The sequence below is a fragment of the Streptomonospora halophila genome (assembly GCF_039542725.1).
GTDB classification, from domain to species: domain Bacteria; phylum Actinomycetota; class Actinomycetes; order Streptosporangiales; family Streptosporangiaceae; genus Streptomonospora; species Streptomonospora halophila.
This window is the reverse complement of sequence record NZ_BAABIK010000044.1, coordinates 1-23,912: the sequence shown is the minus strand read 5'-3', so window position 1 is coordinate 23,912 and position 23,912 is coordinate 1. Positions and strand designations below refer to the sequence as shown.

Here is a 23,912-nt window from a genome sequence, read left to right as displayed (position 1 = left end):
GGTTCCCGGTCCGGCCCCGGCCTTTCGCGCCACGTTAACTTGATGTCGAGATACCGCTCGGATACCTTGATATCGAGATAAAATTGAGGCGGTAGGAATCAGGGACGGACCGGCCGCCCTGCGCGCGCAGCAGTGCCGCGTGCCGGCGCCCGTACGCGCGCGGCGCGGGGGGCCGGGCCGACATCGCTGGTAGAACGGGAAAACCGGCGTGCCGTGGGGTGGTGCCGCAGGCGCACTCAGGGCCATCTCGATTAGGGCAGCCTCAGTGATGTCCCGGCCCCTGCGTTACGGCAGGATGCCGGGAGAAAGTGGCGAGATCAGGAGGCAAACACCGTGTCCGCGAACAGCTTCGGCAGCCGTGACACGCTCCGCGTTGGCGAAGAGTCGTATGAGATCTTCCGTTTGGACGCCGTCGACGGCGCCGAGCGGCTCCCCTACAGCCTGAAGGTGCTGCTGGAGAACCTGCTGCGCACCGAGGACGGCGCGAACGTCACCGCCGAGCACATCCGGGCCGTGGGCCAGTGGGACCCGCAGGCCCAGCCCACCCAGGAGATCCAGTTCACCCCCGCGCGGGTGATCATGCAGGACTTCACCGGAGTGCCCTGCGTGGTGGACCTGGCGACCATGCGCGAGGCCGTCGGCGACCTCGGCGGCGACCCCGGCAAGATCAACCCGCTGGCTCCGGCCGAGCTGGTAATCGACCACTCCGTGGTGGTCGACTTCTTCGGCCGCCCCGACGCCTTCGAGCGCAACGTCGAAATCGAGTACGAGCGCAACCGCGAGCGCTACCAGTTCCTGCGCTGGGGCCAGACCGCCTTCGACGAGTTCAAGGTGGTCCCGCCCGGCACCGGCATCGTGCACCAGGCCAACATCGAGCACCTGGCCCGCGTGGCCATGGTCCGCAACGGCCAGGTCTACCCCGACACCTGTGTGGGCACCGACTCCCACACGACCATGCAGAACGGCCTGGGCATCCTCGGCTGGGGCGTGGGCGGCATCGAGGCCGAGGCCGCCATGCTCGGCCAGCCGATCTCCATGCTCATCCCGCGGGTCGTCGGCTTCAAGCTGACCGGCACCCTGCGGCCCGGAACGACGGCCACCGACCTCGTGCTCACCGTCACCGAGATGCTGCGCGAGCACGGCGTGGTCGGCAAGTTCGTGGAGTTCTACGGCGACGGCGTGGCCTCGGTCCCGCTGGCCAACCGCGCCACCATCGGCAACATGAGCCCGGAGTTCGGCTCCACCGCGGCGATGTTCCCGATCGACGAGGAGACCATCCGGTACATGACGCTGACCGGCCGGCCGGAGTCGCAGACCCGCCTGGTCGAGGCCTACGCCAAGGAGCAGGGCCTCTGGCACGACACCTCCCGCGAGCCGGCCTACTCCGAGTACCTGGAGCTGGACCTGGGCGACGTCGTACCCTCCATCGCCGGCCCGAAGCGGCCCCAGGACCGGATCGCGCTGTCGGCGGCCAAGCCCGCCTGGCGCCACGACGTCCAGAACTACGTCATCAGCCCGGTCGACGAGGCCTCCGACGAGTCCTTCCCGGCATCCGACGCCCCGGCCCGGCCCGTCAACGGCCAGCGCCCCAGCAACCCGGTGTCGGTCACCCTGGCCGACGGCACCCGGACCGAGCTGGACCACGGCAGCGTGGTGATCGCCGCGATCACCTCCTGCACCAACACCTCCAACCCCTCGGTCATGCTCGGCGCCGCCCTGCTGGCCAAGAACGCGGTGGAGAAGGGCCTGACCCGCAAGCCGTGGGTCAAGACCTCGCTTGCCCCCGGCTCCAAGGTCGTCACCGACTACTACGAGCGCTCGGGGCTGACTCCGTACCTGGACAAGCTCGGGTTCAACCTGGTCGGCTACGGCTGCACCACCTGCATCGGCAACTCCGGCCCGCTGCCCGAGGAGATCTCCAAGGCGGTCCAGGACAACGACCTCGCGGTCACCTCGGTGCTCTCCGGCAACCGCAACTTCGAGGGCCGGATCAACCCCGACGTCAAGATGAACTACCTGGCCTCCCCGCCGCTGGTGGTGGCCTACGCCCTGGCCGGCTCGATGGACGTCGACATCACCACCGAGCCGCTGGGCACCGGATCCGACGGCGAGCCGGTCTACCTGGCCGACGTCTGGCCCGCGCCCGAGGAGATCGAGGAGGTCATGCGCTCGGCGATCGCCTCGGACATGTACGAGAGCGCCTACTCCGACGTGTTCGCCGGCGACGAGCGGTGGCGGTCGCTGCCCACCCCCACCGGCGACACCTTCGAGTGGGACACCGACTCCACCTACGTGCGCAAGCCGCCGTACTTCGACGGGATGGGCGCCGCCCCGGAGGCGGTCACCGACATCGCCGGCGCCCGGGTGCTGGCCAAGCTCGGCGACTCGGTCACCACCGACCACATCTCGCCGGCCGGCGCCATCAAGCCCGACAGCCCGGCGGGCCGGTACCTCAAGGACCACGGCGTCCAGCGCAAGGACTTCAACTCCTACGGTTCGCGGCGCGGCAACCACGAGGTGATGATCCGCGGGACCTTCGCCAACATCCGCCTGCGCAACCTGATCGCGCCGGGCACCGAGGGCGGCTACACCCGCGATTTCACCCAGGCCGAGGACCCCGCCGACGCGCCCGTCACCTTCATCTACGACGCGGCGCAGAACTACGCCGCCCAGGGCACCCCGCTGGTGGTGCTGGGCGGCAAGGAGTACGGTTCGGGCTCCTCGCGCGACTGGGCGGCCAAGGGCACGAGCCTGCTGGGCGTGCGCGCGGTCATCGCCCGCTCCTACGAGCGCATCCACCGCTCCAACCTGATCGGCATGGGGGTGCTGCCCCTGCAGTTCCCGCAGGGGCAGTCGGCCGACTCGCTCGGGCTCACCGGCGAGGAGGCCTTCACCATCACCGGCATCACCGAGCTGAACGAGGGCCGGGCGCCGTCGACGGTCAAGGTCGCCACCGACACCGGGATCGAGTTCGACGCCGACGTGCGCATCGACACGCCCGGCGAGGCGGACTACTACCGCAACGGCGGCATCCTGCAGTACGTGCTGCGGCAGCTCATCAGCGAGTAGGGCCGTGAACGAGCAGCCGGGCGCGTAAAGCGCGTAGGAGCCGGTCGAGGAGGACTCGGCCGGCGAACACCCGGCCGGGGATGGCAGGGCGGGCGGTAGGGGCGCTCCGCCCGGCGGCAGCCGGCGGGGCGCGCCGGGACGCCCGCGGGGCCGCCGACCGTCGCAGACGGGCGGCGGCCCCACGTGTGTGCGGGAGCCGCAGCGGGCCGGCGGGGGTGGGGCCGAGGGCCGCAGGCCCGCGGGTCGGGGGTGCGGCTGTGTCTGTCACGCGGTCCTGCGGTGAGATCCGGCGCATCCGCCTTGCGCGATCCGGAGGCACCGATAATGTCGTCCAAGCAGCGGAGAAGTCGGCGGGAAGGACGGCATGAGCGAGGGCGGCACCGGGGACAGCGAGCGCTTCGCCGGTCGGTACCGGCTCATCGAACCGCTGGGGCGCGGCGGGTTCGGCGAGGTCTTCCTCGCAGAGGGGCACGACGGCACGCGGGCGGCGGTCAAGCTGCTGCACGCGACGTGGGCGGGCGACGGCGACATGCGCCGCCGCTTCGCCGCCGAGGTGGAGCAGGCGCGCAGGGTGAGCGGCTTCTGCGTGGCCGCGATCCTCGACGCCGACCCCGGCGCCGAGCAGCCCTGGATCGCCACGGAGTACATCGACGGGCCGACCCTGGAAGCCGACGTGCGCGCGAACGGCCCGCGGCGCGGCGCCGACCTGCACCGGCTGGCCGTGGCCACCGCCACCGCCCTGGCCGCCATCCACGGCGCGGGCGTCGTGCACCGCGATCTCAAGCCCGACAACATCCTGCTGGCCGGCGACGGTCCGCGGGTCATCGACTTCGGCATCGCCCGCGCGATCGAGGCCACGTCGATGACCGCCAGCGGCATCGTCGGCACGATCGGCTACATGGCCCCTGAGCAGCTCGAAGGTGCCAGGCTCACTCCGGCCGTGGACGTGTTCGCCTGGGGTGCGGCGATGGTCTACGCGGCGACCGGGCGCGAGGCGTTCGCCGCGCCCACCCAGGCCGCCCGGACCACACGCGTGCTCACCGGCGAGCCCGACACCGGCGACCTCGGCGAACCGCTGCTGCCCGTCGTGCTCGCGTGCCTGGACAAGGACCCCGCCCGCCGCCCCGAGGCGCGCGGACTGCTGGACATGCTGCTGGGCACGTCCGTGCCGGGGCCGGCGGGGGAGCGGGCGCAGCGGACCGGCGCCGAGCGCGCGCCTGCGCCGCCCGAGGAGGCCACACGGGTGGAGGCGGACGCGGCCGCGCGGGCCGGGGGAGTGGCCGCTGCGCAGGCGGAGGCGGCCACGCGCGTGGGGAGCGAGGAGCGCACGCGGGTCGAGGGCGCCCGGGACGGCGCGACCCGGGTGGAGACCGCGCGCGCCGAGGCCGCGCACGCGGCACCGGCCCAGGGCGCCGGCCGAGGCGGGGGCGGACCGGAAGGCCTGGAAGAGCCGGACGGGTCGGGAGAGCTGGAAGATCCGGACGGGTCGGGAGAGCCGGCAAGGCCGGTGGGGCGCGAAAGGCCGGAGGAGAGATCTGGCACGCTGCTCTACACCGGCCTCGCCCCGGGCGGCACGCGCGCGGCACCCGGCGGCGGGGCCCCGCAAGCACCCGGTTCGCCTTCGCAGCCCGGACCGTCGAGCCCGGCGGGCGCCTCGCACGGTCCGCCTTCCCCGGTCCCGGCTGCTCCGGTGCCGCCTGCTCCGGCTTCCGGTTCCGCCGCTTCCGACTCCGACGTGTTCGGCGGTCGGAACCCCGCGCCTCCGGCCCGTCCGCCCGGCCGTACGGGCGGCACCGTCGCCGACCTCGACCGCGGCGGGTTCGACGGGGTGCCGCCGTACTGGTTCGCCGGGCACCGCTGCACCGACCCCGGGGACCTCGCCGCCGCCATGCAGACCGACTGGACGGCCGCCGTCGGCGTCTTCAGCGATGAGCAGGAGCGCGCCGCGCTGCAGGCGTGGATGGTCGACGACGTCGGCGACACGTCCACCGACCGATCGATCTTCCGCCGCCGCCCCGAGGACGCCAACCGCGCCGTCGCCTGGTTCGTCGCCCAGCAGCGCCCGGATCTGCCGCCGGTGTTCCGCGGTCGTCCCGCCGGCTTCGCCGACCTGCGCGAGCGCTTCGCCCGGATCAGGCCGGCGTTCACCGGCGCGCCGCCGGACAACGAACTGCTGCTCCTGGCCCGCCCGGAGGTGCTGCGCCTGCTGGCCCTGCACGATGCCCCGGGATCGGCTGACCTGCGCCGACTGGCCGACGGCCTCGCGGCTGCCGAGCGGGCCGCGAGCGGCTTCCGCCGCCGGCTGGAGGACGCGGTGCCGCGCCTGGCGCAGCACGCCGCCGTCGACTCCGCGCTCATCCTCTCCCTCCTGCTGGACCCCGACCGCCCGATGCGCCCGGACGCGGGCGGCCACGCGGAGGTGGAGGAGTGGTACGCCGCGCTGTGGGGCGCGGTCGCGCGCGAGCAGGACCCGGCCGCCCGAGCGGGTATCGCCGCGACCGTCGCTTCGCTTACGGGTGCGGCCCGCGAAAGCGGTGTGCGCACCGCCGAGTGGAGGTCGGCGCTCGCCGAGGCCGACCGGGAGCGCGAGGCGGCCGCGGCACGCTGGACCCGCGAAACCCGGCTGCATCGCGCCAAGGCGTGGATCGGCCGCAGTCCGCTGCTGGTGCTGGTGTTGGCCGCGGCGGTCATCGTCCTGGAAGTCGCCGTGTCACTGGAGGCTCCCGACTCCTACGACGCGGTCGGCCTGGGCATCGTCGTGCTGGGAACCTGGCTGCTGTCGCGGATCGTCGCCTGGACCGTCGGGCTGTTCAGCGGTCCCCGGGAGGGCTTCCCCACGGCGGTTCAGGCGGCCCAGGCGCGCTTCCACCAGCTACGCGACCACACCGAACGGCTCGGCCAGGGCCTCGAACGCATCCGCGCCGAGCTCCAGTCGGTGCGCAGCGCCTGCCACCTGTAACAGCCGAGCCGACCGCACCGGCGGTGGCTCGGTCTGACGGTGTGGGTGGTGGGTGTTCGCCGGTTGCGGGGGCGGCGAGGGTCGTGGGTGGTGGGGTCTGCGGTCGTCGGTTCGGGTGTTCGCGGGTTGGGCGGGCGTCGGGGGCGGCGAGGGCGCCGGGTGGTGGGGCCTGTGGTGATCGGTTGAGGGTGTGCGCCGGTTGCGCGGGAGACGGGGGAGGCGAAGGCGGTGGGTGGTGGCGCCTGCGTGGACCGGTTGGGGTGGTCGCGGGTTGGGCGGGCGTCGGGGGCGGCGAGGGCTGTGGGTGGTGGGGTCTGCGGTCACCACATAGGCAAGAGCGCGCCAGCGCCAGACTGCCGTCATCGGCCGCTGAGGGCAGATTCGGTGGGGCGGATTGGATATTTGGGATGGGCACGTGACCGAAATGGCGACGAATCTGCCCTAAGCCTTATGGCGGCGCACTGGTGTGCCGCACCGCCCTTCGAGCGGGGTGATATGAGTTCGAGTGTCCGGAATGCGCCCCACCTAGAAGGCCCTGGGTCGACATCGGTGGCGACGAGATGCCTCTGATGCACCTCTCAGGGGCCTCTGAGCGCTGGTTTGCGCTGTCTCGTCGCCGTAGGGGTGTCTGTGGCGACTGCAGTATTGGGCAAATCGGGCAAATGGTCACGCGGTTTTTCGTATTGCGGAATGTTGGCGGTGTGAGGGCGTCGCCATGCTGGATGGATTCGGCTCGTGCGTGCTGCGGGGAGGTTCTGTAGGTCGGTATGACCGAATTGCCTGAATCTGTGCGGTGTGCGGAAACCGGGATCGGTCCAACCGACGGGGTCGTGGCCGCAACGCTGTCCCCGGCCCGCCCTTACTGCTCTCCGTCGTGCGGCCCGCCGCCGGGCGCCGGTACCGATGTCGCCGGGGGTGGCCACGTGTCGCCCTTGCTGCTGCTTTCCGTTGCTCGGGTCACCGGCGGGGTCGGCAGCGGTGGTCGCGGGGCTTGCGCGATTGATGCTGTTGCCGCTTTTCGTTGTGCGGTTGGCCGCGTGACATCGGTACCGGTGGTCGCCGGGCTTGTCCGCCGGTCGTCTTCGCCGCCTCGTTGCTCGGCCGGCCGTCGGGCGCCGGTAGCGGTGGTCGCCGGGGCCTGGCCATCGGGTGGCGTTGCTGCCTCGTCGGGTGTGCAACCGCGTGACATCGGTACCGGTGGTCGCGGGGCTTGGGCGATTGATGCCGTTGCTGCTCTTCGTCGTGCGGCCCGCCGCCGGGCGCCAGTAGCGGTGGTCGCGGGGCGTGGCCGATTGATGCTGTTGCTGCTCTTCGTTGCTCGGCCGGCCGCCGGGCGCCGGTACCGGTGGTCGCCGGGCACCGGGCTCGGCCGGCCTTCGGCAGGCGACGACGAGCGGCGCCGGGGCTGGAGGAGTCCGGCTCGGCGCCGCTGGTCACCGCCGTGGAGAAGCCGCTAAAGCTCCACCTTCATCGGCTCGCCGCTGGGCTCGGGCATGCCGCCGGCCGGTTCGAGGCTGATGCCCAGTTGCTCGGCCGGGCCCAGGTCGCCGGCCATGCCCGAGTACATGCCGTCGCCCGAGCGCTCCAGCATCCCGGCCGAGCGCATCCCGGAGTCGTCGACGTACCACATCTGATAGCCCATGCCCTCGGGAGTGGGCGGCAGGCCCTTGACCATGATCATCACCATGTCGCTGCTCTCGGAGGTGAACACCGTCGCCTCCGCCCCGCTCTGGGTGACCGGCTGCTCCTCCATGTGGGTGTCGGATGCGGCCAGCAGCGCCTCGACCTTGGCGGTGTGCTCGTTCATCTCCTGCATGCGCTGGCCCATCACCAGCACCGCGCCTCCCAGTGCCAGGGCGATCACCGCGCAGGCGGCCGACATCAGCCACGGCAACCGCTTCCGCAGGCGCCGGCGGCCGGCCATGTCGACCACCCGAGCGTCGCCCGCGCCCTCGCGGCCTCTTTGGTCGCCCCGACCCTCTCGGCCACCCCGGCCACTTCGGTCACCCTGTCCAACTCGGCCTTCTCGGCCCTCTCGGCCCTCCTGGTCCGCGTGTCCCCCTCGGACGTCCTCACCGGCTCCCGCCGTCGTGCCCTCCGCCGCCGTCGTGCCCTCAGCACGCGCACGACGCCCACGGCCCACTGGGGCCGCAGAGCGCTCAACGTCCTCCATGCCACCCGCGGCCTCCCGGCTCTCGCGGGTGCCGGTGCCGTCGGACGCGCCGGCGCCTCCTCCCGCTCCGGGAGGCGCGGACGGCCGGGAGTCCTCCGTCTCCGGCGGAAGCCGGCGCACGTTGGGCACCGCCGCGCGCAGCCGCTCCCACACGGCCTGGGGAGGCGGCTCGGCCTGGGCGTAGGCCAGGCGCACCGTTGTGGCGTGGAACTCGGCGAGGTCGCGGCGGCAGTCGGCGCACTCCTCGATATGGGTCCGCGCGCGTTCGCGCTCCTCACCGCTCAGGGCGTCGACCGCGTACGCCGCGGTCAGCCCGTGCACGTCGCGCTCCGGCAGGCTCACACCATCACCCCCAGGCAGTCGCGCAGCCGGATGAGCCCGTCGCGCAGTCGGCCCTTCACCGTGGTCAGCGGCACCCCCAGCAGTTCAGCCGCCTCGCGCTGGGTGTAGCCGGTGTAGTAGGTCAACCGCACCGTCTCGCGCTGCATGTCGGTCAGCCGGCGCAGGCACCGGCGCACCTTCTCCCGTTCCAGGCGGTGCTCCACCTGCTCGGCCACGTCGTCGGGAGGGGAGGACTCCGGGGCCATGCGCCCGGCGACCTCCATGCGGGCCGTGGCCGACTGCTCGGAGCGCACCCGGTCCACGGCGCGGCGGTGGGCCAGCGTCAGCACCCACGCGCGCACTCCGCCCCGCTCGGGGTCGAAGCGCGCGGACAGTCGCCACAGTTCGGTGAACACCTCCTGCGTGACCTCCTCCGCCTGGGCGCGGTCCAGCATGACGCGGCGGACGAGGCCGAAGACGGGGCCGGCCAGCTCGCGGTAGACCGCCTCGAAGGCGTCGAGCTCGCCCAACGCGGTGCGCTGCAGCAACCCGACCAGCCGGTGCTCGCCGTCGGGACCGTCCCGGCCGCTCACCTCGCCTTCGGGCCCCTGCGCGCGGCGCGGCGGCTGCGCCGGTATCGCCTGCTCCACCCGTGTCACCGTCCTCGGTTCCGGCACGTCTCGTCGTGTTCCCTCCTGCATTCGGAGTCGCGGCGGCGGAGGCGACCCCGGTGCCCGACCCGCGCGAACGCTGTTACCTCTTCGTTATCGAACGGGTCGTCTCCCCACCGGTAGCAGCTCCGAAGCAGGGGCGTGTCCGATCATCAAAACACCTCGGCGGCAGAACCGGCAGGCGCCCAGCCGCCGCCGGAGCGCCCCCGCCCGCTCGTCGGCGCGCTGTGCGGCCTGATCGCCGCAGGCGCGGCCCTGGGTACGGCCGAGATCGCCGGTGCCCTGATCCGCCCCCAGGCGACCCCGCTGATCGCGGTCGGCCAGGCCGTCATCGACCTCACCCCGCAGGCGCTGCGGGAGTTCGCGATCGCTGCGGTGGGCGAGGCCGACCGGCCGCTGCTCGTCGCCGGCACCGCGGTGCTGCTCGCGCTCTTCGTGGCCGCGATCGGCGTCGGAGCGCTGCGGCGCGCGTGGGTCGGCGACGCCGGGATCGCCGCGCTGGCCGTGATCGCCGGTGCCGCCGCCCTGACCCGGCCGGAGGCGGACGCGGTCTACGCGCTGCCCTCGGTGGCCGGGGGAGTGGTGGCGCTGATCCTGCTGCGTGTGCTGGTGCGTGCCGCTCCGCCACAGAGCCCGTCCGCGCCCGGTGCAGCGCAGCCGGGCGGGCAGGACGCGGTCGCCGCCGAGGGGATCGCCGCCGATACGGCCGGAGCGCGAAACGCCGACGAGGACGCGGAGCCCGCGGCCGCAGACGCCTCTGCCGACACCGCCGCCGGCGCGTACTCCCTGTCCGAAGCCGGCACTCCGACCGGCGCCGACACTCCGCCCTCCGCGGGTGCCCAGGCAGCCCCCGCGCCTGCCGACAGCGGCCCGACAGCCGCGCCGACCGCGGCTCCGGGCGGGTTCGACCGCCGCAGGTTCGTCCTGCTGGCCGGCTCGGCGGCCCTGCTCTCGGCGGGCGCCGGGACCGGCGGCCGGTGGTACGCCACCGCGCAGGCCGGTGTCGAAGCGAGCCGCGAGGCGGTCCGGCTGCCCCGCCCCGACTCCCCGGCTCCGCCGCTGCCCGATGGAGCCGAACTCGACGTCGACGGGCTCAGCTCCTTCTTCACGCCCAACGGCGACTTCTACCGCGTCGACACCGCCCTGTCGATCCCGCGCATCGACGCCACGAGCTGGCGGCTGCGCATCCACGGCCGCGGCGCGAGCGAGCGCGAGTACACCTACGCCGACCTGCTGGAGCGCACCGACCTGGTCGAGCGCGACGTCACCCTGGCCTGCGTCTCCAACCCGGTGGGCGGCTCCTACGTCGGCAACGCGCGCTGGATCGGCGTGCCGTTGGCCGCACTGCTGCGCGAGGCGGGCGTCCGCCCGCCCGGCGAGGGCGGCCGGGCCGACCAGCTCGTCTCACGCTCCACGGACGGCATGACGATCGGCACCCCCGTCGAGGCGGTGATGGACGGCCGCGACGCCATGCTGGCCATCGGCATGAACGGCCGGCCGCTGCCCGCCGACCACGGGTTCCCCGCCCGGGTCGTGGTGCCCGGCCTCTACGGCTACGTCTCGGCGTGCAAGTGGATCGAGGAGATGGAGCTGACCACCTTCGACGCCTTCGACGCCTACTGGGTGCCGCGCGGCTGGGCGCAGCGGGCGCCGATCAAGACCCAGTCGCGCATCGGCACCCCGCGCGCGGGCGCTGAGGTGGCCGCCGGAACAGTGCCCGTCGCCGGCGTGGCCTGGGCGCAGAACGTCGGTGTGGACCGGGTCGAGGTCCGCGTGGACGACGGCCCGTGGCAGCCGGCGCGCCTGGCCGCAGAGGACACCGCCGACACCTGGCGCCAGTGGGTCCTGGACTGGGACGCCGAGCCCGGCGAGCACCGGATCAGCGTGCGCGCCTCCGACCGGTCGGGCCATACCCAGACCGCCGACGAGGCGCGGCCCGCCCCCGACGGCGCCACCGGCTACCACACCGTCGACGTGACCGTCTCCTAGGACGGCCTCCCCACGAACTCCGCGGGGCCGCCCGGCCCCGCGGCCCGGCCCCGCCGTGTCCTGCGGCGGCGCCACCATGTGATCGAACGAGTACGAGGAGACACCCATGTCCACCGGACCCCTCAGCACCCTGCGCCGCCTGGTCGCCGCCGGAGCCATCGGCCTGGCCGCGATTCTCTCGTTGGCCGCCTGCAACGGCGGCTCGGGCGGCGGCGACGAGGTCAGCGCCGAACAGGACGGCGGCGGCGAGGAGAGCATGCAGGACGAGGGCGCGGAAGAGGGCATGCAGGACGAGGGAGGCGGCGAGAGCATGGAGGACGGCGGAGAGGAGGACATGGGTGGTGAGGAGTCCATGGACGAGGGCTCCGGCGACGGCATGGGCGGCGAGGACTCCGCCGACGAGGGCTCCGGCGACGGCATGGACGAGGGGGAGTCCATGGGCGGCGACGAGGGCATGCAGGACGAAGGCGGGGACATGCAGGACGACCGGTAGCCCGCACGGGCCCGCGGCGCAGGCAGCGGGCCCGCCGCCGCGGTTCCTGGCCGCCGCCGGTACGGAGGGTTAGACTCGCCGCGTCGCCGACATGCGCCGATCGGCCGGAATACGCGGCCGACGGCATCGGCGCGGGGCGTCCCACTTCGAGGAGGAGCCGGATGCACACGCGGAACGTGGGCACGCTGCGGCGCTTGGTCGCCGCGGGAGCCATCGGCCTGGCCGCCGTCTTCTCGCTCGCCGCCTGCAACGACGACTCGGGCGGCGACGGCGAGGACTCCCAGCAGCAGGAGGAGGGCGAAGGCGGCGAGGGCGAGGGCGAGGACGGCGGCGAGGACGGCGAGAACGAGGACGGCGAGGACGGCGGCGGGTACTAGACGGCAGGCAAAGGGTTCGCGTCAAGACCGGAACCCCGCTCACGGGTTGCCGTGGGCTGCCGAACAGGCCGAACCTGGACGGCAGTGCCTACATGTGTGGGAGGCTCCGGCGTCCCTCGCCGCGCTCGGGGCGCTCCACCCTGACCACCGGATCAGCGCGTGCGTGCCGGGTCAGGGGTTGTGTACGACCACGTCGGCGTGCTCGCGCGGCCGGTGGCCGGCGTAGAACGCCTCCTCCTGGCGCGCCCACATCGAACGGTAGGGGGCGTAGGCGGCGGCGTCGGCGCGCCGGTCCAGTCGCGCCTGGCGAACGTCGTGCGGTGCGTGCACCCAGGCCAGCAGCGACAGGAACGGGCGCAGCTCCCGGCCGCCCGACCCGCAGCCCTCGATGACCAGCAGCCCCTCGACGGGCGTCCGCTGCCACGGCCCCGGCGCGCCGCGCTCCCAGTCGTAGCGCCGCCAGCGCGGGTCCTCACCGCGCGCAAGCGGCTCCAGGATCCACTCGCGCACGAGCGGCACCGACGCCTCCAAACCCTGCCAGCCGGGATAGACGTCGTCCATGTGCAGCAGAGGGCAGCCGATGTGGGCGGCGACGCGTCCGGCGAGCTCGGTCTTGCCCGCTCCCGACCGGCCTTCCACGGCCATCACCCGACGGCCTCCGGCCCGCGCCTGCGCGTCGCGCAGCATCGCGGCCAGGGTGCGGACCCAGTCGTCGCCGGCTGTGCTCAGCGCGGGCGCGCAGCGGCCGGGGCCCGGATCCCGCGCTGAATTCAAGTCTTGTAAGCTCCCTTTCACCAGCAGCGCCTGCGTTCAGCACCTGAGGAGAGGGCCCGTGACCGACGTCGAGGTGACACCCGGCTCCCAGGCGGCGCTGCGGCGGGCCAACCAGCAGCGCGTCGTGGACGCGCTGAGCAGCGGGGGGACCCTGACCCAGGCCGAACTCGCCCGGGGCACCGGTCTCTCGCCGGCCAGCGTCTCCAACATCGTACGCAACCTGCGCGCGGCGGGCACCGTCTCGGTGCGCGAGACCTCCTCCAACGGCCGCCGGGCCCGGGCGGTCACGCTGATCCGCCCGCCCGGCGCCGTCGTCGCGCTGGACTTCACCCTGGACCGCCTCACCGCCGCCCTGGGTGACAGCCAGGGTTCGGTGCTGGCCCGCGAGAGCATCGCCTACGACACCGGCGCCGAGCCCGAGCGCGCCGTGCGGCGGGCGGTGTGGCTGGTCGAGACGCTGCTGACGCGCCTGCGGGTGGACCACGCGACCATCGCCGCCGCCACCGCCTCCGTGCCCGGCCCCGTCGACCTCGGTACCGGCGAGATCGGCGCCATCACCTGCATGCCGAGGTGGGCCGGGTTCCGCCCGGCCCAGGCGCTGTCGGCGCGGCTGCGCGTGCCGGTCCAGGCGGAGAACGACGCCAACCTGTGCGCGCTGGCCGAAATGCGCGGCGGCGCCGCCGCGGGCTGCGAACACCTCATCTACGTGCACATCAGCGAAGGCGTGGGCGCCGGTATCGTCGTGAACGGTCGGCTCTTCCGCGGCGCCGGCGGCACGGCGGGCGAGATCGGGCACATCGGCCTGGACGAGCGCGGGCAGGTGTGCCGCTGCGGAAACCGCGGGTGCCTGGAGACCGTGTTGGGCTCGCCCTACCTGCTGGGGATGCTCCCCCAGCAGGGCGAGCAGACGCCCGCGAACGTCTCGCAACTGGTCGCCGCCGCCGAGGAGGGCGACCCGGGGTGCCGCAGGGTGGTGGCCGAGGCCGGCGCCGCGCTCGGGCGCGGGCTGGGCGTGCTGGCCAACACGTTCAACCCGGAGCTGGTGGTGCTGGGCGGCGAGCTGATGGAGGCCGGCGAGGCGCTGCTGGAGCCGGTGCGCCGTTCGCTGGAGCTGGGAACGCTGGGCAGCGCGCTCTCGCAGATGGGCATCGTGCGCGGTGACCTGGGCGATGATGCGGCCCTGCGGGGCGCGCTGCTGCTGGCGGCCGCCGCGGCCGCGGAGACCTGACCGTAAAATCGCAGCACGGTTCACGGACCTTCACTTTTCGGGCATCATGGCTCTAACCTGCGGTTTTTCTGGCTTCAGCGGTTGAATGAACTGTCTGTGACACTTCGGTTATGTGTTCAAGGCTTGACGTCAACACGCGGAGGGGTTTGACTTCACCGCATTGGTCCACCGAGTGATCCGGCGCACAACTGCGCTGGATGTCCCCCACGCAATCCGGCTCGGGGACCGCAAGAGGAGGTCAACCCGTTGAATAAGCGAAGCGGATTCATGTTCCGCGCCGCGGTCGGGGCGGCAGCGGCACTGTCCCTGCTCGCGACCGGCTGCGGCGCCACCACCACCGGCGCCTCGGACGAAGGCGGCACAGCGAGCGTGGAGGAGGGCTTCAAGGTCGGACTGCTCCTGCCGGAGACCAAGACGGCGCGGTACGAGGAGTTCGACAAGCCGTACTTCCAGGAGTCGCTCAAGGAGATCTGCGAGAAGTGCGAGCTTCTCTACCAGAACGCCGACCAGGAGACCTCCAAGCAGCAGTCCCAGGCTGAGGCGATGCTGACCTCGGGCGTGGACGTGCTCGTGCTCGACGCGGTCGACGCCGAGTCCGCCTCGGGCATCGTCAAGAACGCCAAGAGCCAGGGCGTTCCGGTCGTCGCCTACGACCGCCTGGCCCAGGGCGGCGTGGACTACTACGTCTCCTTCGACAACCGCCGCGTGGGCGAGGTGCAGGGCCAGTCGCTGCTCCAGGCGCTCGACGAGGAGGGCGCCGGCGAGGACGCCAAGATCGTGATGATCAACGGCTCGCCGACCGACCCCAACGCCGCCCTGTTCAAGAAGGGCGCGCACGACGTCCTGGACGGCCAGGTCGAGATCGCCGCCGAGTACGACACCCCGGAGTGGAACCCCGACGAGGCGCAGACCGAGATGGAGCAGGCCATCACCTCCGTCGGCGCTGACGAGATCGACGGGGTCTACGTCGCCAACGACGGCATGGCCGCGGGCGTCGTGGCCGCGCTGAAGAGCGCCGGCGTCGACGACCTGCCCCCCATCACGGGTCAGGACGCCGAGATCGCCGGTATCCAGCGCCTGGTCAGCGGCGAGCAGTACATGACCGTCTACAAGGCCATCCGGCCCGAGGCCCGCATCGCCGCCGAGATGGCGGTGGCCGCGGCCACCGGCGAGAAGTACCAGGGCGGCGACGACTACGGCCTGACCAAGGTCAAGGACGGCGACGGCAAGGAGGTCAAGTCCGTGCTGATCGAGCCGGTGCCGGTGACCGTCGACGAGATCGAGGACACCGTGATCTCCGACGGCTTCTACACCGTCGACGAGATCTGCACGCAGCGGTTCGCCGACAGCGACTTCTGCAAGAGCATCGACGAGCAGTAGCGCGTACGCCGCGCGAAGGACGGGCGCCGGTCCGCTAACCGGCGCCCGTCTTGAGAACGGGACCACACGAGACACGCGACTCCCGTCGTGGGCGCAGCCTAAAGGACGCGACATTGAGTAGACCAGTCCTGGAACTGTCCGGGATATCCAAGAGCTTCGGCGCTGTACAGGCGCTCAACCAGGTGGACCTTTCGGTCCGCCCGGGGGAGGTCGTCGCCCTCCTGGGTGACAACGGCGCGGGCAAATCCACCCTCGTCAAAGTGATCGCCGGGGTGAACCCCGCCGACAGCGGCGACATCCTCTGGGAGGGCAAGCCGGTCGAGATCGGCCGGCCCGCCGACGCCCAGCGCCTGGGGATCGCGACGATCTACCAGGACCTCGCGTTGTGCGACAACCTGGACATCGTCGCCAACCTGTTCCTGGGCGTCGAGAAGACCGCCTTCGGCGCCCTCGACGAGGTCGAGATGGAGCGGCGGGCGCTGAAGCTGCTCGACTCCCTCTCGGTCAAGATGCCCAGCCTCCGGGTGCCCGTCGCCTCCCTCTCCGGCGGGCAGCGGCAGATCATCGCGATCGCCCGTTCGCTGCTGGGCGAGCCGAAGGTCGTGCTGCTGGACGAGCCCACCGCCGCGCTGGGCGTGGCCCAGACCGCCCAGGTGCTCGACCTGATCGAGCGCCTGCGCGACCGGGGACTCGGCGTCCTCATCATCAGCCACAACATGGCCGACGTCCGCGCGGTCGCCGACCGGGCCGCGGTGCTGCGCCTGGGACGCAACGCCGGCGACTTCGGCGTCGAGGACACCAGCTACGAGGAGATCGTGGCGGCCATCACCGGCGCGTCCGACAACCCGGTCTCCCGCCGCGCTTCGGCGACCCGGACGGAGGAAGCGTGATGGCACAGCAAGCACCCGCCTCCAGTGACGCCGGAACCGGCAAGGACCCCGCGTTCGATCAGGACCCGCGGCTGATCGTCACCCGCACCAGCCCCGCGAGCCTGCTGGCCGCGCTCAAGCGCCGGATCCGCGGCGGCGAGCTCGGCCCGCTGCCGGTGATCGTCGGCCTCATCCTCATCTGCATCGTCTTCCAGCTCATGCACGAGCGGTTCCTCTCGCCGCAGAACCTCTCCAACCTGACGGTCCAGATCGCCGGTGTAGGCCTGATGACCACGGGCGTCATCATGGTGCTGCTGCTGGGCGAGATCGACCTGTCGATCGGCTCGGTGGCCGGCGCCTCGGCGGCGGTCCTGGCCGTGCTGGCGGTGCGGATGGGCGTGTCGGAATGGCTCGCCATCGCCGCCGCGGCCGCCACCGGCCTGGTCATCGGCATCCTGCACGGAACCATGTTCGCGAAGGTCGGCGTGCCGGCGTTCGTCGTCACCCTGGCGGGCCTGCTGGGCTGGCAGGGGGTGCAGCTGCAGCTGCTGGGCAGCGACGGCACGATCAACATCAGCGACAGCGGTCCCATCGCCGCTCTCACCCACACGTTCTTCGTGCCGGCCTTCGGCTGGGGCATCGCGGCCGTGGCGGTGGGCGCGTTCGTGGTCTTCACCCTCTACGGGGAGCGCCGCCGCGCGGCCGCCGGTCTCGTCGCCATGTCGCCGCTGGAGATCGCGGTGCGCAGCCTCGCCCTGGCCGTCCCGGTCTTCGGCGCGGTCTACGTGCTCAACCAGTACAAGGGCGTGCCCCTGGCGTTCCTGATCTTCGTCGGGTTCGTGGTCGCCTTCGACCTGATGCTGCGCAAGACCCGCTACGGGCGCATGGTCTTCGCGGTCGGCGGCGGCGCCGAAGCGGCCCGCCGCGCCGGTATCAACGTCGACCGGGTGCGGATCTCGGTGTTCGCCCTGGCCTCGATGCTCTCGGCCATGGGCGGCATCATGCTGGTCTCGCGCTCCTTCTCGGCCAGCCTGGACACCGCTGCCGGCGAGGAGCTGATGATGGGCATCGCCGCCGCGGTCATCGGCGGAACCAGCCTCTTCGGCGGTCGCGGCAACGCCTACTCCGCCCTGCTGGGCGGACTGGTGCTGGGCGCCATCACCTCGGGCCTGTACCTGCTGCAGATGGGCACCCCGGTGCGGTTCATGATCACCGCCCTGGTGCTGCTGATCGCCGTCACCCTCGACGCGATGTCGCGCCGCAGCCGCCGCGCGCACGCACGAGGAGGCTGATCGACCCCCGCGTGCGCACTCCCGGCGCACGCATCCCCGGCCGCCCCGTCCCTCTCCCACCCCCGGTGCGGTGCGGCCGCCCCCGGCGCCCCCAGAGCCCCTCCCCTCTGGGGGCGCCGCCCTGTGCAGGGGCGGAGCCGGAAGAGGTCCCATGGCCCTACCCCTCAGTTCCGATCGGACAAAGGGGGATATAGCGTCGGCCTCCTATGCCCGAACTCTCCTTCCTTCTGGTAGCGGGCACGGCCGTGCTGCTGGGCAAGTCGGATCGTAGCCATGTCGTTCTGTGAGCCAAGGAGTTGACTGCCTGTTTTGTCTTCCTAAGACCCGCTTGGCCTCCGACTTCCGGGGGCGATGCTGATCGCCACCTGTGTACTGCCCGCGTTCACGGTGGCGGTGGAATGGCGCGGCATCGACCGGCACGGGCTGTTCTGGGCCGTCGTGGGGCGCACCCCCGGCTCGCTGGCCGGGGTGTGGCTCGTGGCCACCGCGGACCCCGAGGTGATCGCGGGCGGGGTGGGTGCGATGGTGCTGGTCGCGGTGGCCCTGTCGGTCCGCGAGGTGCGGGTGCGCATCCGGCGCCGGTCGCTGCTGGCCGCCGGACTGGTGTCCGGGTTCACGGGCACCGCGACCTCCATCGGCGGGCCGCCCGTCGCGCTGCTCTACCAGCACGAGAGCGCGAGCCGCATCCGCGGCACCCTGGGCGCCTACTTCCTCGTCAGCGCCCTGATGTCGCTGGGCATGCTGGCCGCGGGCGGCGAACTGCACGCCGACGAGGCCGCCGCAGGACTGTGGCTGATGCCCTTCGTGGTGGTCGGGTTCCTGGTCGGGCGCCCGCTGTGCCGCGTCGTCGACGCGGGCCGCATGCGGACCGCCCTGCTCGCGGTGGTCACCGTCTCCGGCGCCGTGCTGCTGGTGCAGTCGGTGCTGGGGTAGGTTCGGGGCGATGAGCTCCCCACGCAGCCCGGAGGACGCACAGGAGCCCCGGGAGCCCGAGGAGGTCGGCCCCGGCGGCAGGCCCGCCCGGCGCCCCGGCAAGGAGGAGCTCGCGGCCGCCCGCGGCGCCGTGATCCCCGACATCCTCGCGCCCGGCCTGGACATCCTCTTCTGCGGCATCAACCCCGGCCTCTACTCCGGCTGGAGCGGCCACCACTTCGCCCGCCCCGGCAACCGGTTCTGGCCCGCGCTGCACCGGGCCGGCCTCACCCCCCGGCGGCTGCGCCCCGACGAGCAGGACCTGCTCCCGCAATGGGGGCTGGGGATCACCAACCTGGCCGCCCGGACCACCGCGCGCGCCGACGAGCTGAGCGCCGAGGAGCTGCGGGCGGGCGCCGCCGACCTGGAGCGCACGCTGCGCGTGCACCGGCCCGGGGCGCTGGCGGTGCTGGGGGTGACCGCCTTCCGCCAGGCGTTCGGCGACCCGGCGGCCCGGATCGGCCCGCGCCCGGAGCCGATCGTCGGTACGCCGGTGTGGGTGCTGCCCAACCCCAGCGGCCTCAACGCCCATTGGAGCGCCGACGGCATCGCGGCCGAGATGCGCCGGGTGGCCGCGGCCGCGCGGACGGGTGGCGGGTTCGGTTAACACGTGCATCGAGCGGCTCATAGACTCGGTGCAACCGAGCAGGATGGGCGTGCCGGGCGCGCAGGAGGCACCGCTGTGCGGACACGCCGGACGAGGGGACTGACGAGACGTTGACGCAACTCGACTCGCTGCGCAATCCGGAGGACCTGAAGCGGCTACCGGCGGAGAACCTGCCGCGGCTTGCCGCCGAGATCCGGGAGTTCCTCATCACCGAGGTCACCCGCACCGGAGGCCACCTGGGTCCCAACCTGGGCGTCGTCGAGCTCACCCTCGCGCTGCACCGGGTCTTCGACTCGCCGCGCGACCCGGTCCTCTTCGACACCGGCCACCAGTCCTACGTCCACAAGATCCTCACCGGCCGCCGGGACTTCTCCAAGCTGCGCAGCCAGGGCGGGCTGTCGGGCTACCCCTCGCGGGAGGAGTCCGAGCACGACTTCATCGAGAACTCCCACGCCTCCACGGTCCTGTCCTACGCCGACGGCCTGGCCAAGGCCAACGTCATCCAGCGCCGCTCCGACCGCACCGTGGTGGCCGTGGTGGGCGACGGCGCCCTCACCGGCGGCATGGCCTGGGAGGCGCTGAACAACATCGCGTCCGCCCCCGACCGCCGGGTGGTCATCGTCGTCAACGACAACGGCCGCTCCTACTCGCCGACCACCGGCGGCCTGGCCGACCACCTCGCGTCCCTGCGCATGACCCAGGGCTACGAGCAGGCCCTCGATCTGGCCAAGACCGCGCTGAACCGGGCGCCGGTGGTGGGCCAGCCGCTGTACGAGGCGCTGCACGGGCTGAAGAAGGGCCTCAAGGACGCCATCCAGCCGCAGATGATGTTCGAGGACCTCGGCCTCAAGTACCTCGGCCCCATCGACGGCCACGACGAGCAGGCGGTGGAGAAGGCGCTGCGCCGCGCGCGCGACTTCGGCGGCCCGGTGATCGTGCACTGCCTGACCCAGAAGGGCAAGGGCCACGCCCCCGCCGAGAACCACGAGGAGGACCAGTTCCACGCCATCGGCGCGGCCAAGCCCGCGCCGGCGACGGGGGAGCAGCCCGCGCCCGCACCGCAGAAGTGGACCAAGGTCTTCAGCCGGGAGATGGTCGCCCTCGGCGCCGAACGGTCCGACCTCGTGGGAATCACCGCCGCGATGCTGCACCCCACGGGCCTGGCGCCTTTCGCCGAGGCCTACCCCGACCGCTGCTTCGACGTCGGCATCGCCGAGCAGCACGCCGCGACTTCGGCCACCGCGCTGGCCATGGGCGGGCTGCACCCCGTCGTCGCGGTCTACGCCACCTTCCTCAACCGCTGCTTCGACCAGGTTCTGATGGACGCCGCCCTGCACCGCCAGGGCGTGACCTTCTGCCTGGACCGCTCCGGGGTCACCGGCCCCGACGGCGCCAGCCACCACGGCATGTGGGACCTGTCCATCCTGCAGGTGGTGCCCGGGCTGCGGCTGGCCGTGCCGCGCGACGCGCCCCGGCTGCGCGAGCAGCTTCGCGAGGCCGTCGACGTCGACGACGCACCTACCGTGCTGCGCTACCCCACCGGCGCGGTTGCGCCCGAGATCGAGGCGGTGGGGCGCACCGGCTCGATGGACGTGCTGCGCCGGGCCATCCGCGGCGGCCAGAGCGAGGACCTGCTGCTCGTCGCCGTGGGACCCATGGCCCAGACCTGCTGCGAGGTCGCCGACCGCATGGCCGACCAGGGCATCGGCGTCACCGTGGTCGACCCCCGCTGGGTGAAGCCGCTCGACCCGGTGCTCGTCGAGGAGGCCGCCCGCCACCGGGTGGTCGCGGTGGTCGAGGACAACGGCCGTGTGGGCGCCGTGGGCGACGCCGTGGCACGCGCGCTGCGCGACGCCGAACTGGACATCCCGGTGCGCACCTTCGGCATCGAGCAGGAGTTCCTGCACCACGCCAAGCGCGACGACATCCTCGCCGAGCTGGGCCTGACCCCCCAGAGCCTGGCCCGAAAGCTCACCGAGACCGTCTCGCGCCAGTCCGACCGGCGGGCCGCCGAGGAAACCGCGAGCAAGTAGCGGTCCCGCGCTCCATCACGGGAGGGCCGCACCGCCGCCCGCCGCTCCCCACCCCCTCCCGGTTCCCGACGCCGGGCGCCGGCCCCGTCCCAGGCGGCGCCCGGCGGCCCGACCGGCGCCCGGCGCGGCGCCTGAACCGCCGTGCCGGCGATGCGGCGCGATGCCGGGGCTATGGGTCAGAATGGGGCCATGACCACTCCCGAGCCCCTGCGGGTGGCGGTGATCGGCGCCGGCCCCGCCGGTATCTACGCCGCGGACGCGCTCACCAGGCAGAGCCGTGAAGAGGTGGCCGTCGACATCGTCGACCGGCTGCCCACCCCCTACGGTCTGGTGCGCTACGGTGTCGCGCCCGACCACCTCAAGATCAAAGGTGTGGCCCGGTCCCTGCGCGAGGTGCTGGAGCGCCCCGGCGTGCGGTTCGTGGGCGGCGTGGAGTTCGGGCGCCACCTCACCCGCGAGGGCCTGGCGCGCGCCTACCACGCGGTCGTCTTCGCCACCGGCGCCAGCGTCGACCGCCGGATGGGCGTTCCCGGCGAGGACCTGCCGGGCAGCGTGGCGGCCACCGACTTCGTCAACTGGTACTGCGGCCACCCCGACTCCGGGGTCGAGTCCTTCCTGCTCGACTCCGAGGAGGTCGCGGTGGTCGGGGCGGGCAACGTCGCCCTGGACGTCGTGCGCATCCTGGCCAAGAGCGCCGACGAGCTGCACCGCACCGACGTCCCCCAGCCCATGCTCGATGTGCTGGCCGCCAGCAAGATCCGGCGCATCGCCCTGCTGGCCCGGCGCGGCCCGCTGCAGGCCAAGTTCACCGCGCCCGAGCTGCGCGACCTCGGCAGGATCGACAACGCCGAGGTGCGGGTGCGGCCCGAGCAGGTCGACGTCGATCCCAACGGCAGTGCCGTGCTCGGTGCCGCGCGCGCGGCGCGCACCAACCTCAAGATCCTGTCCGAGTGGGCCGCGCGTCCCGCCCGCGACCTCCCCCGCAGCATCGAGCTGCGGTTCTGGGCGCGCCCGGTCGCGGTGCTGGGCGGCGAGCGCACCGCCGGCCTGCAGGTGGAGGAGACCGAGCTGGACGGCGAGGGGCGCCTGCGCGGCACCGGCGCCTTCGACACGGTCGAGGCCGGCATGGTCTTCCGGTCGATCGGCTACGCGGGTATCCCCTTGCCGGGGGTGCCCTTCGACGAGGACACGCGCACCGTCCCGCACAGCGAGGGCCGGGTGCTGGGCACCGACGGCGAGGTGCGCCCGGGCGACTACGTCGCCGGGTGGGTCAAGCGCGGCGCCACCGGCGTGATCGGCACCAACAAGTCCGACGCGGCCGCCACGGTGCGCAGCCTGCTCGACGACGCCGGCGAGCTGCGCGCCGCCGCCCCCTCCGGCGGGCTGGAGCCGGTCGAGGACGTACTGCGGGGCAGCGGCGCCGAGGTCGCCTACTACGGCGACTGGCTGAGCATCGACGCCGCCGAGGCCGAGCTCGGCGCCGCCCTGGGCCGCGGCGAGCGTGTCAAGCTGCGCAGCTGGTCGGACATGTACGGCGCCATCGGCCGCTGAGGCGCCCGGCAGGCCCCGCGCGGGAGCGCCTCAGCGGATCTCGGAATCGGGCGCGGCATAGGTGTTGCAGGCGCCGAGGGTGTCCTGGTGGGCGCCGCTGTCGAACCAGTGGCGGCGGTTGCCGCCCGAGCCGTGGGTGTCCAAGTCGTTGCCGCCGGCGATGAACGCGCCGACCCGGTCGATCTCGTCGTCGCCGACACCCTCCAGCCCCCGCATGGCGACGCCGGACAGGCACTCGGCCTGCAGCTCCGTGCGGCGCAGCGCCTCCATCCGCGCCTCTTCGTCGGGCGCCTCGCGCTCCAGGGCGTAGCTGACGTCGAGGATGCCGGCGAGCTGCTGCACATGGTGCCCGTACTCGTGGGCCAGCAGCTGGCTCCACACGCCGACCTGGTCGGTCTGCGGCACCTGCGCGGCCAGCTTGGTCACGTTGGGGAGCACGACGGTGACGGCCATCGGCTCGCCCTCGTAGTAGGCCAGGGTCATGCCCTGGCGGCCGGACCCCGCGTCGGGGTTGGTGCGGGTGACCCGGAACTCCGGCTCGACGGAGCGCAGGCCCAGCTCCTCCAGCCGCGGCCGCCACAGCTCGGTCAGGCACCCCGAGAGCGTGCCGCTGAAGGCGCGCCAGGAGTCGGCGGAATCGGGGTCGAGCGCGGGCAGGGAGCACGCCACCGGCTCGGGGGCGGGCAAATCATACGCCGGGTGGTCGGTCACGTCCACCTCGACCGCGGCGGGGCGGGCGGCGAACTCCTCGCTGGTGTGGCGGGCGGGGTCCGCGGCCGCCGGTGCGGGCTGCGGCTGCTGTGCCGGGGGAGCCAGCACCACCAGCAGCACGCACACCGTGAAGGTGGTCACCGAGGTGAGCGCGGCGGCGGCCACGGCCACCCACACGACCGGTGTGCGGTCGGGGCGCGGCGGCGGGCCGTTCGCGGCCCACGCGGCGGCGGGCCAGGCGGTCGCGCCGGGCGCCGCGGCGCCCGGCGCGGCCTGCGGGGATCGGGGGACGGTCGGCGCAGAAGGGCTGCCGGGCCCCGGCAGGCGTTCGCCGTCAGGGGTGGGCTCCACGGGGGGACTCTTCTCGGTTGTGCGGCTATGCGGCTGTGCGAAGTCGGAGGCCAAGCGGTCTTAGGAAGACAAAACAGGCAGTCAACTCCTTG

General features: G+C 73.1%; 17 protein-coding genes. 13 read left to right on the top strand and 4 right to left on the bottom strand.

The window, feature by feature from the left end; genetic code table 11:
• Window positions 1-333: 333 nt before the first annotated feature.
• Entirely contained in the window at window positions 334-3,069 is a 2,736-nt protein-coding gene (gene acnA, locus ABEA15_RS23790) for an aconitate hydratase AcnA (protein WP_345559200.1), read from the top strand.
• Between the two features lie 364 nt (window positions 3,070-3,433).
• Window positions 3,434-6,028, top strand: a complete 2,595-nt coding sequence (locus ABEA15_RS23785) for a serine/threonine-protein kinase (RefSeq protein WP_345559198.1) — start codon at window positions 3,434-3,436, stop codon at window positions 6,026-6,028.
• Between the two features lie 1,453 nt (window positions 6,029-7,481).
• Here the strand turns inward: ABEA15_RS23785 and ABEA15_RS23780 are convergent.
• Both ABEA15_RS23780 and sigK read right to left on the bottom strand, forming a co-directional pair.
• Window positions 7,482-8,543 (bottom strand): anti-sigma factor, encoded by a 1,062-nt coding sequence (locus ABEA15_RS23780; RefSeq protein ID WP_345559196.1) that lies wholly within the window; start codon window positions 8,541-8,543, stop codon window positions 7,482-7,484.
• Entirely contained in the window at window positions 8,540-9,115 is a 576-nt protein-coding gene (gene sigK, locus ABEA15_RS23775) for an ECF RNA polymerase sigma factor SigK (RefSeq protein ID WP_345559214.1), read from the bottom strand. The genes ABEA15_RS23780 and sigK overlap by 4 nt, the downstream gene beginning before the upstream one ends.
• Before the next feature lie 219 nt (window positions 9,116-9,334).
• Between sigK and ABEA15_RS23770 the strand changes: the two genes are divergently transcribed.
• The 3 genes from ABEA15_RS23770 to ABEA15_RS23760 all read left to right on the top strand — a co-directional run bounded on the left by ABEA15_RS23770 (window position 9,335) and on the right by ABEA15_RS23760 (window position 12,052).
• The gene (locus tag ABEA15_RS23770) at window positions 9,335-11,182 is read left to right on the top strand and encodes a molybdopterin-dependent oxidoreductase (protein WP_345559194.1); all 1,848 of its coding nucleotides are present in this window, start codon (window positions 9,335-9,337) and stop codon (window positions 11,180-11,182) included.
• Window positions 11,183-11,288: 106 nt separating this feature from the next.
• On the top strand, window positions 11,289-11,675 hold the full coding sequence (locus ABEA15_RS23765; protein WP_344148667.1) for a hypothetical protein: 387 nt from the start codon (window positions 11,289-11,291) through the stop codon (window positions 11,673-11,675).
• A 161-nt stretch (window positions 11,676-11,836) separates the two neighbouring features.
• Window positions 11,837-12,052, top strand: a complete 216-nt coding sequence (locus ABEA15_RS23760) for a hypothetical protein (RefSeq protein ID WP_344148664.1) — start codon at window positions 11,837-11,839, stop codon at window positions 12,050-12,052.
• A gap of 171 nt (window positions 12,053-12,223) precedes the next feature.
• Here ABEA15_RS23760 and ABEA15_RS23755 read toward each other — a convergent pair whose 3' ends face one another.
• Window positions 12,224-12,826 carry a nucleoside/nucleotide kinase family protein gene (locus ABEA15_RS23755; protein ID WP_345559191.1) on the bottom strand — a complete coding sequence of 201 codons (603 nt, stop codon included), beginning with the start codon at window positions 12,824-12,826 and terminating at the stop codon, window positions 12,224-12,226.
• A gap of 58 nt (window positions 12,827-12,884) precedes the next feature.
• On the opposite strand from ABEA15_RS23755, the gene ABEA15_RS23750 reads away from it, so the two are divergent.
• From ABEA15_RS23750 to ABEA15_RS23715, 8 genes are all read left to right on the top strand, one after another.
• The gene (locus tag ABEA15_RS23750; RefSeq protein WP_344148658.1) at window positions 12,885-14,054 is read left to right on the top strand and encodes an ROK family transcriptional regulator; all 1,170 of its coding nucleotides are present in this window, start codon (window positions 12,885-12,887) and stop codon (window positions 14,052-14,054) included.
• Window positions 14,055-14,321: 267 nt separating this feature from the next.
• Complete coding sequence (locus ABEA15_RS23745; protein ID WP_344148704.1) at window positions 14,322-15,434, top strand: ABC transporter substrate-binding protein; 1,113 nt, start codon at window positions 14,322-14,324, stop codon at window positions 15,432-15,434.
• A gap of 113 nt (window positions 15,435-15,547) precedes the next feature.
• Entirely contained in the window at window positions 15,548-16,324 is a 777-nt protein-coding gene (locus tag ABEA15_RS23740) for an ATP-binding cassette domain-containing protein (protein WP_344148655.1), read from the top strand.
• Window positions 16,324-17,595 (top strand): sugar ABC transporter permease, encoded by a 1,272-nt coding sequence (locus tag ABEA15_RS23735; RefSeq protein ID WP_345559189.1) that lies wholly within the window; start codon window positions 16,324-16,326, stop codon window positions 17,593-17,595. Before ABEA15_RS23740 ends, ABEA15_RS23735 begins: the two co-directional genes overlap by 1 nt.
• A gap of 351 nt (window positions 17,596-17,946) precedes the next feature.
• Window positions 17,947-18,528, top strand: a complete 582-nt coding sequence (locus ABEA15_RS23730; protein ID WP_345559187.1) for a TSUP family transporter — start codon at window positions 17,947-17,949, stop codon at window positions 18,526-18,528.
• Window positions 18,529-18,538: 10 nt separating this feature from the next.
• Window positions 18,539-19,174 (top strand): G/U mismatch-specific DNA glycosylase, encoded by a 636-nt coding sequence (gene mug, locus ABEA15_RS23725; protein WP_345559185.1) that lies wholly within the window; start codon window positions 18,539-18,541, stop codon window positions 19,172-19,174.
• A gap of 110 nt (window positions 19,175-19,284) precedes the next feature.
• Window positions 19,285-21,207 carry a 1-deoxy-D-xylulose-5-phosphate synthase gene (gene dxs, locus ABEA15_RS23720; protein WP_345559183.1) on the top strand — a complete coding sequence of 641 codons (1,923 nt, stop codon included), beginning with the start codon at window positions 19,285-19,287 and terminating at the stop codon, window positions 21,205-21,207.
• Window positions 21,208-21,396: 189 nt separating this feature from the next.
• A complete protein-coding gene (locus tag ABEA15_RS23715; RefSeq protein WP_345559181.1) occupies window positions 21,397-22,758 on the top strand; it encodes an FAD-dependent oxidoreductase in 1,362 nt (453 codons plus the stop codon).
• A gap of 30 nt (window positions 22,759-22,788) precedes the next feature.
• Here the strand turns inward: ABEA15_RS23715 and ABEA15_RS23710 are convergent, their stop codons facing one another.
• Window positions 22,789-23,820: a neutral zinc metallopeptidase gene (locus tag ABEA15_RS23710; RefSeq protein ID WP_344148640.1), complete on the bottom strand. Its 1,032-nt coding sequence runs from the start codon at window positions 23,818-23,820 to the stop codon at window positions 22,789-22,791.
• Window positions 23,821-23,912: the final 92 nt, after the last annotated feature.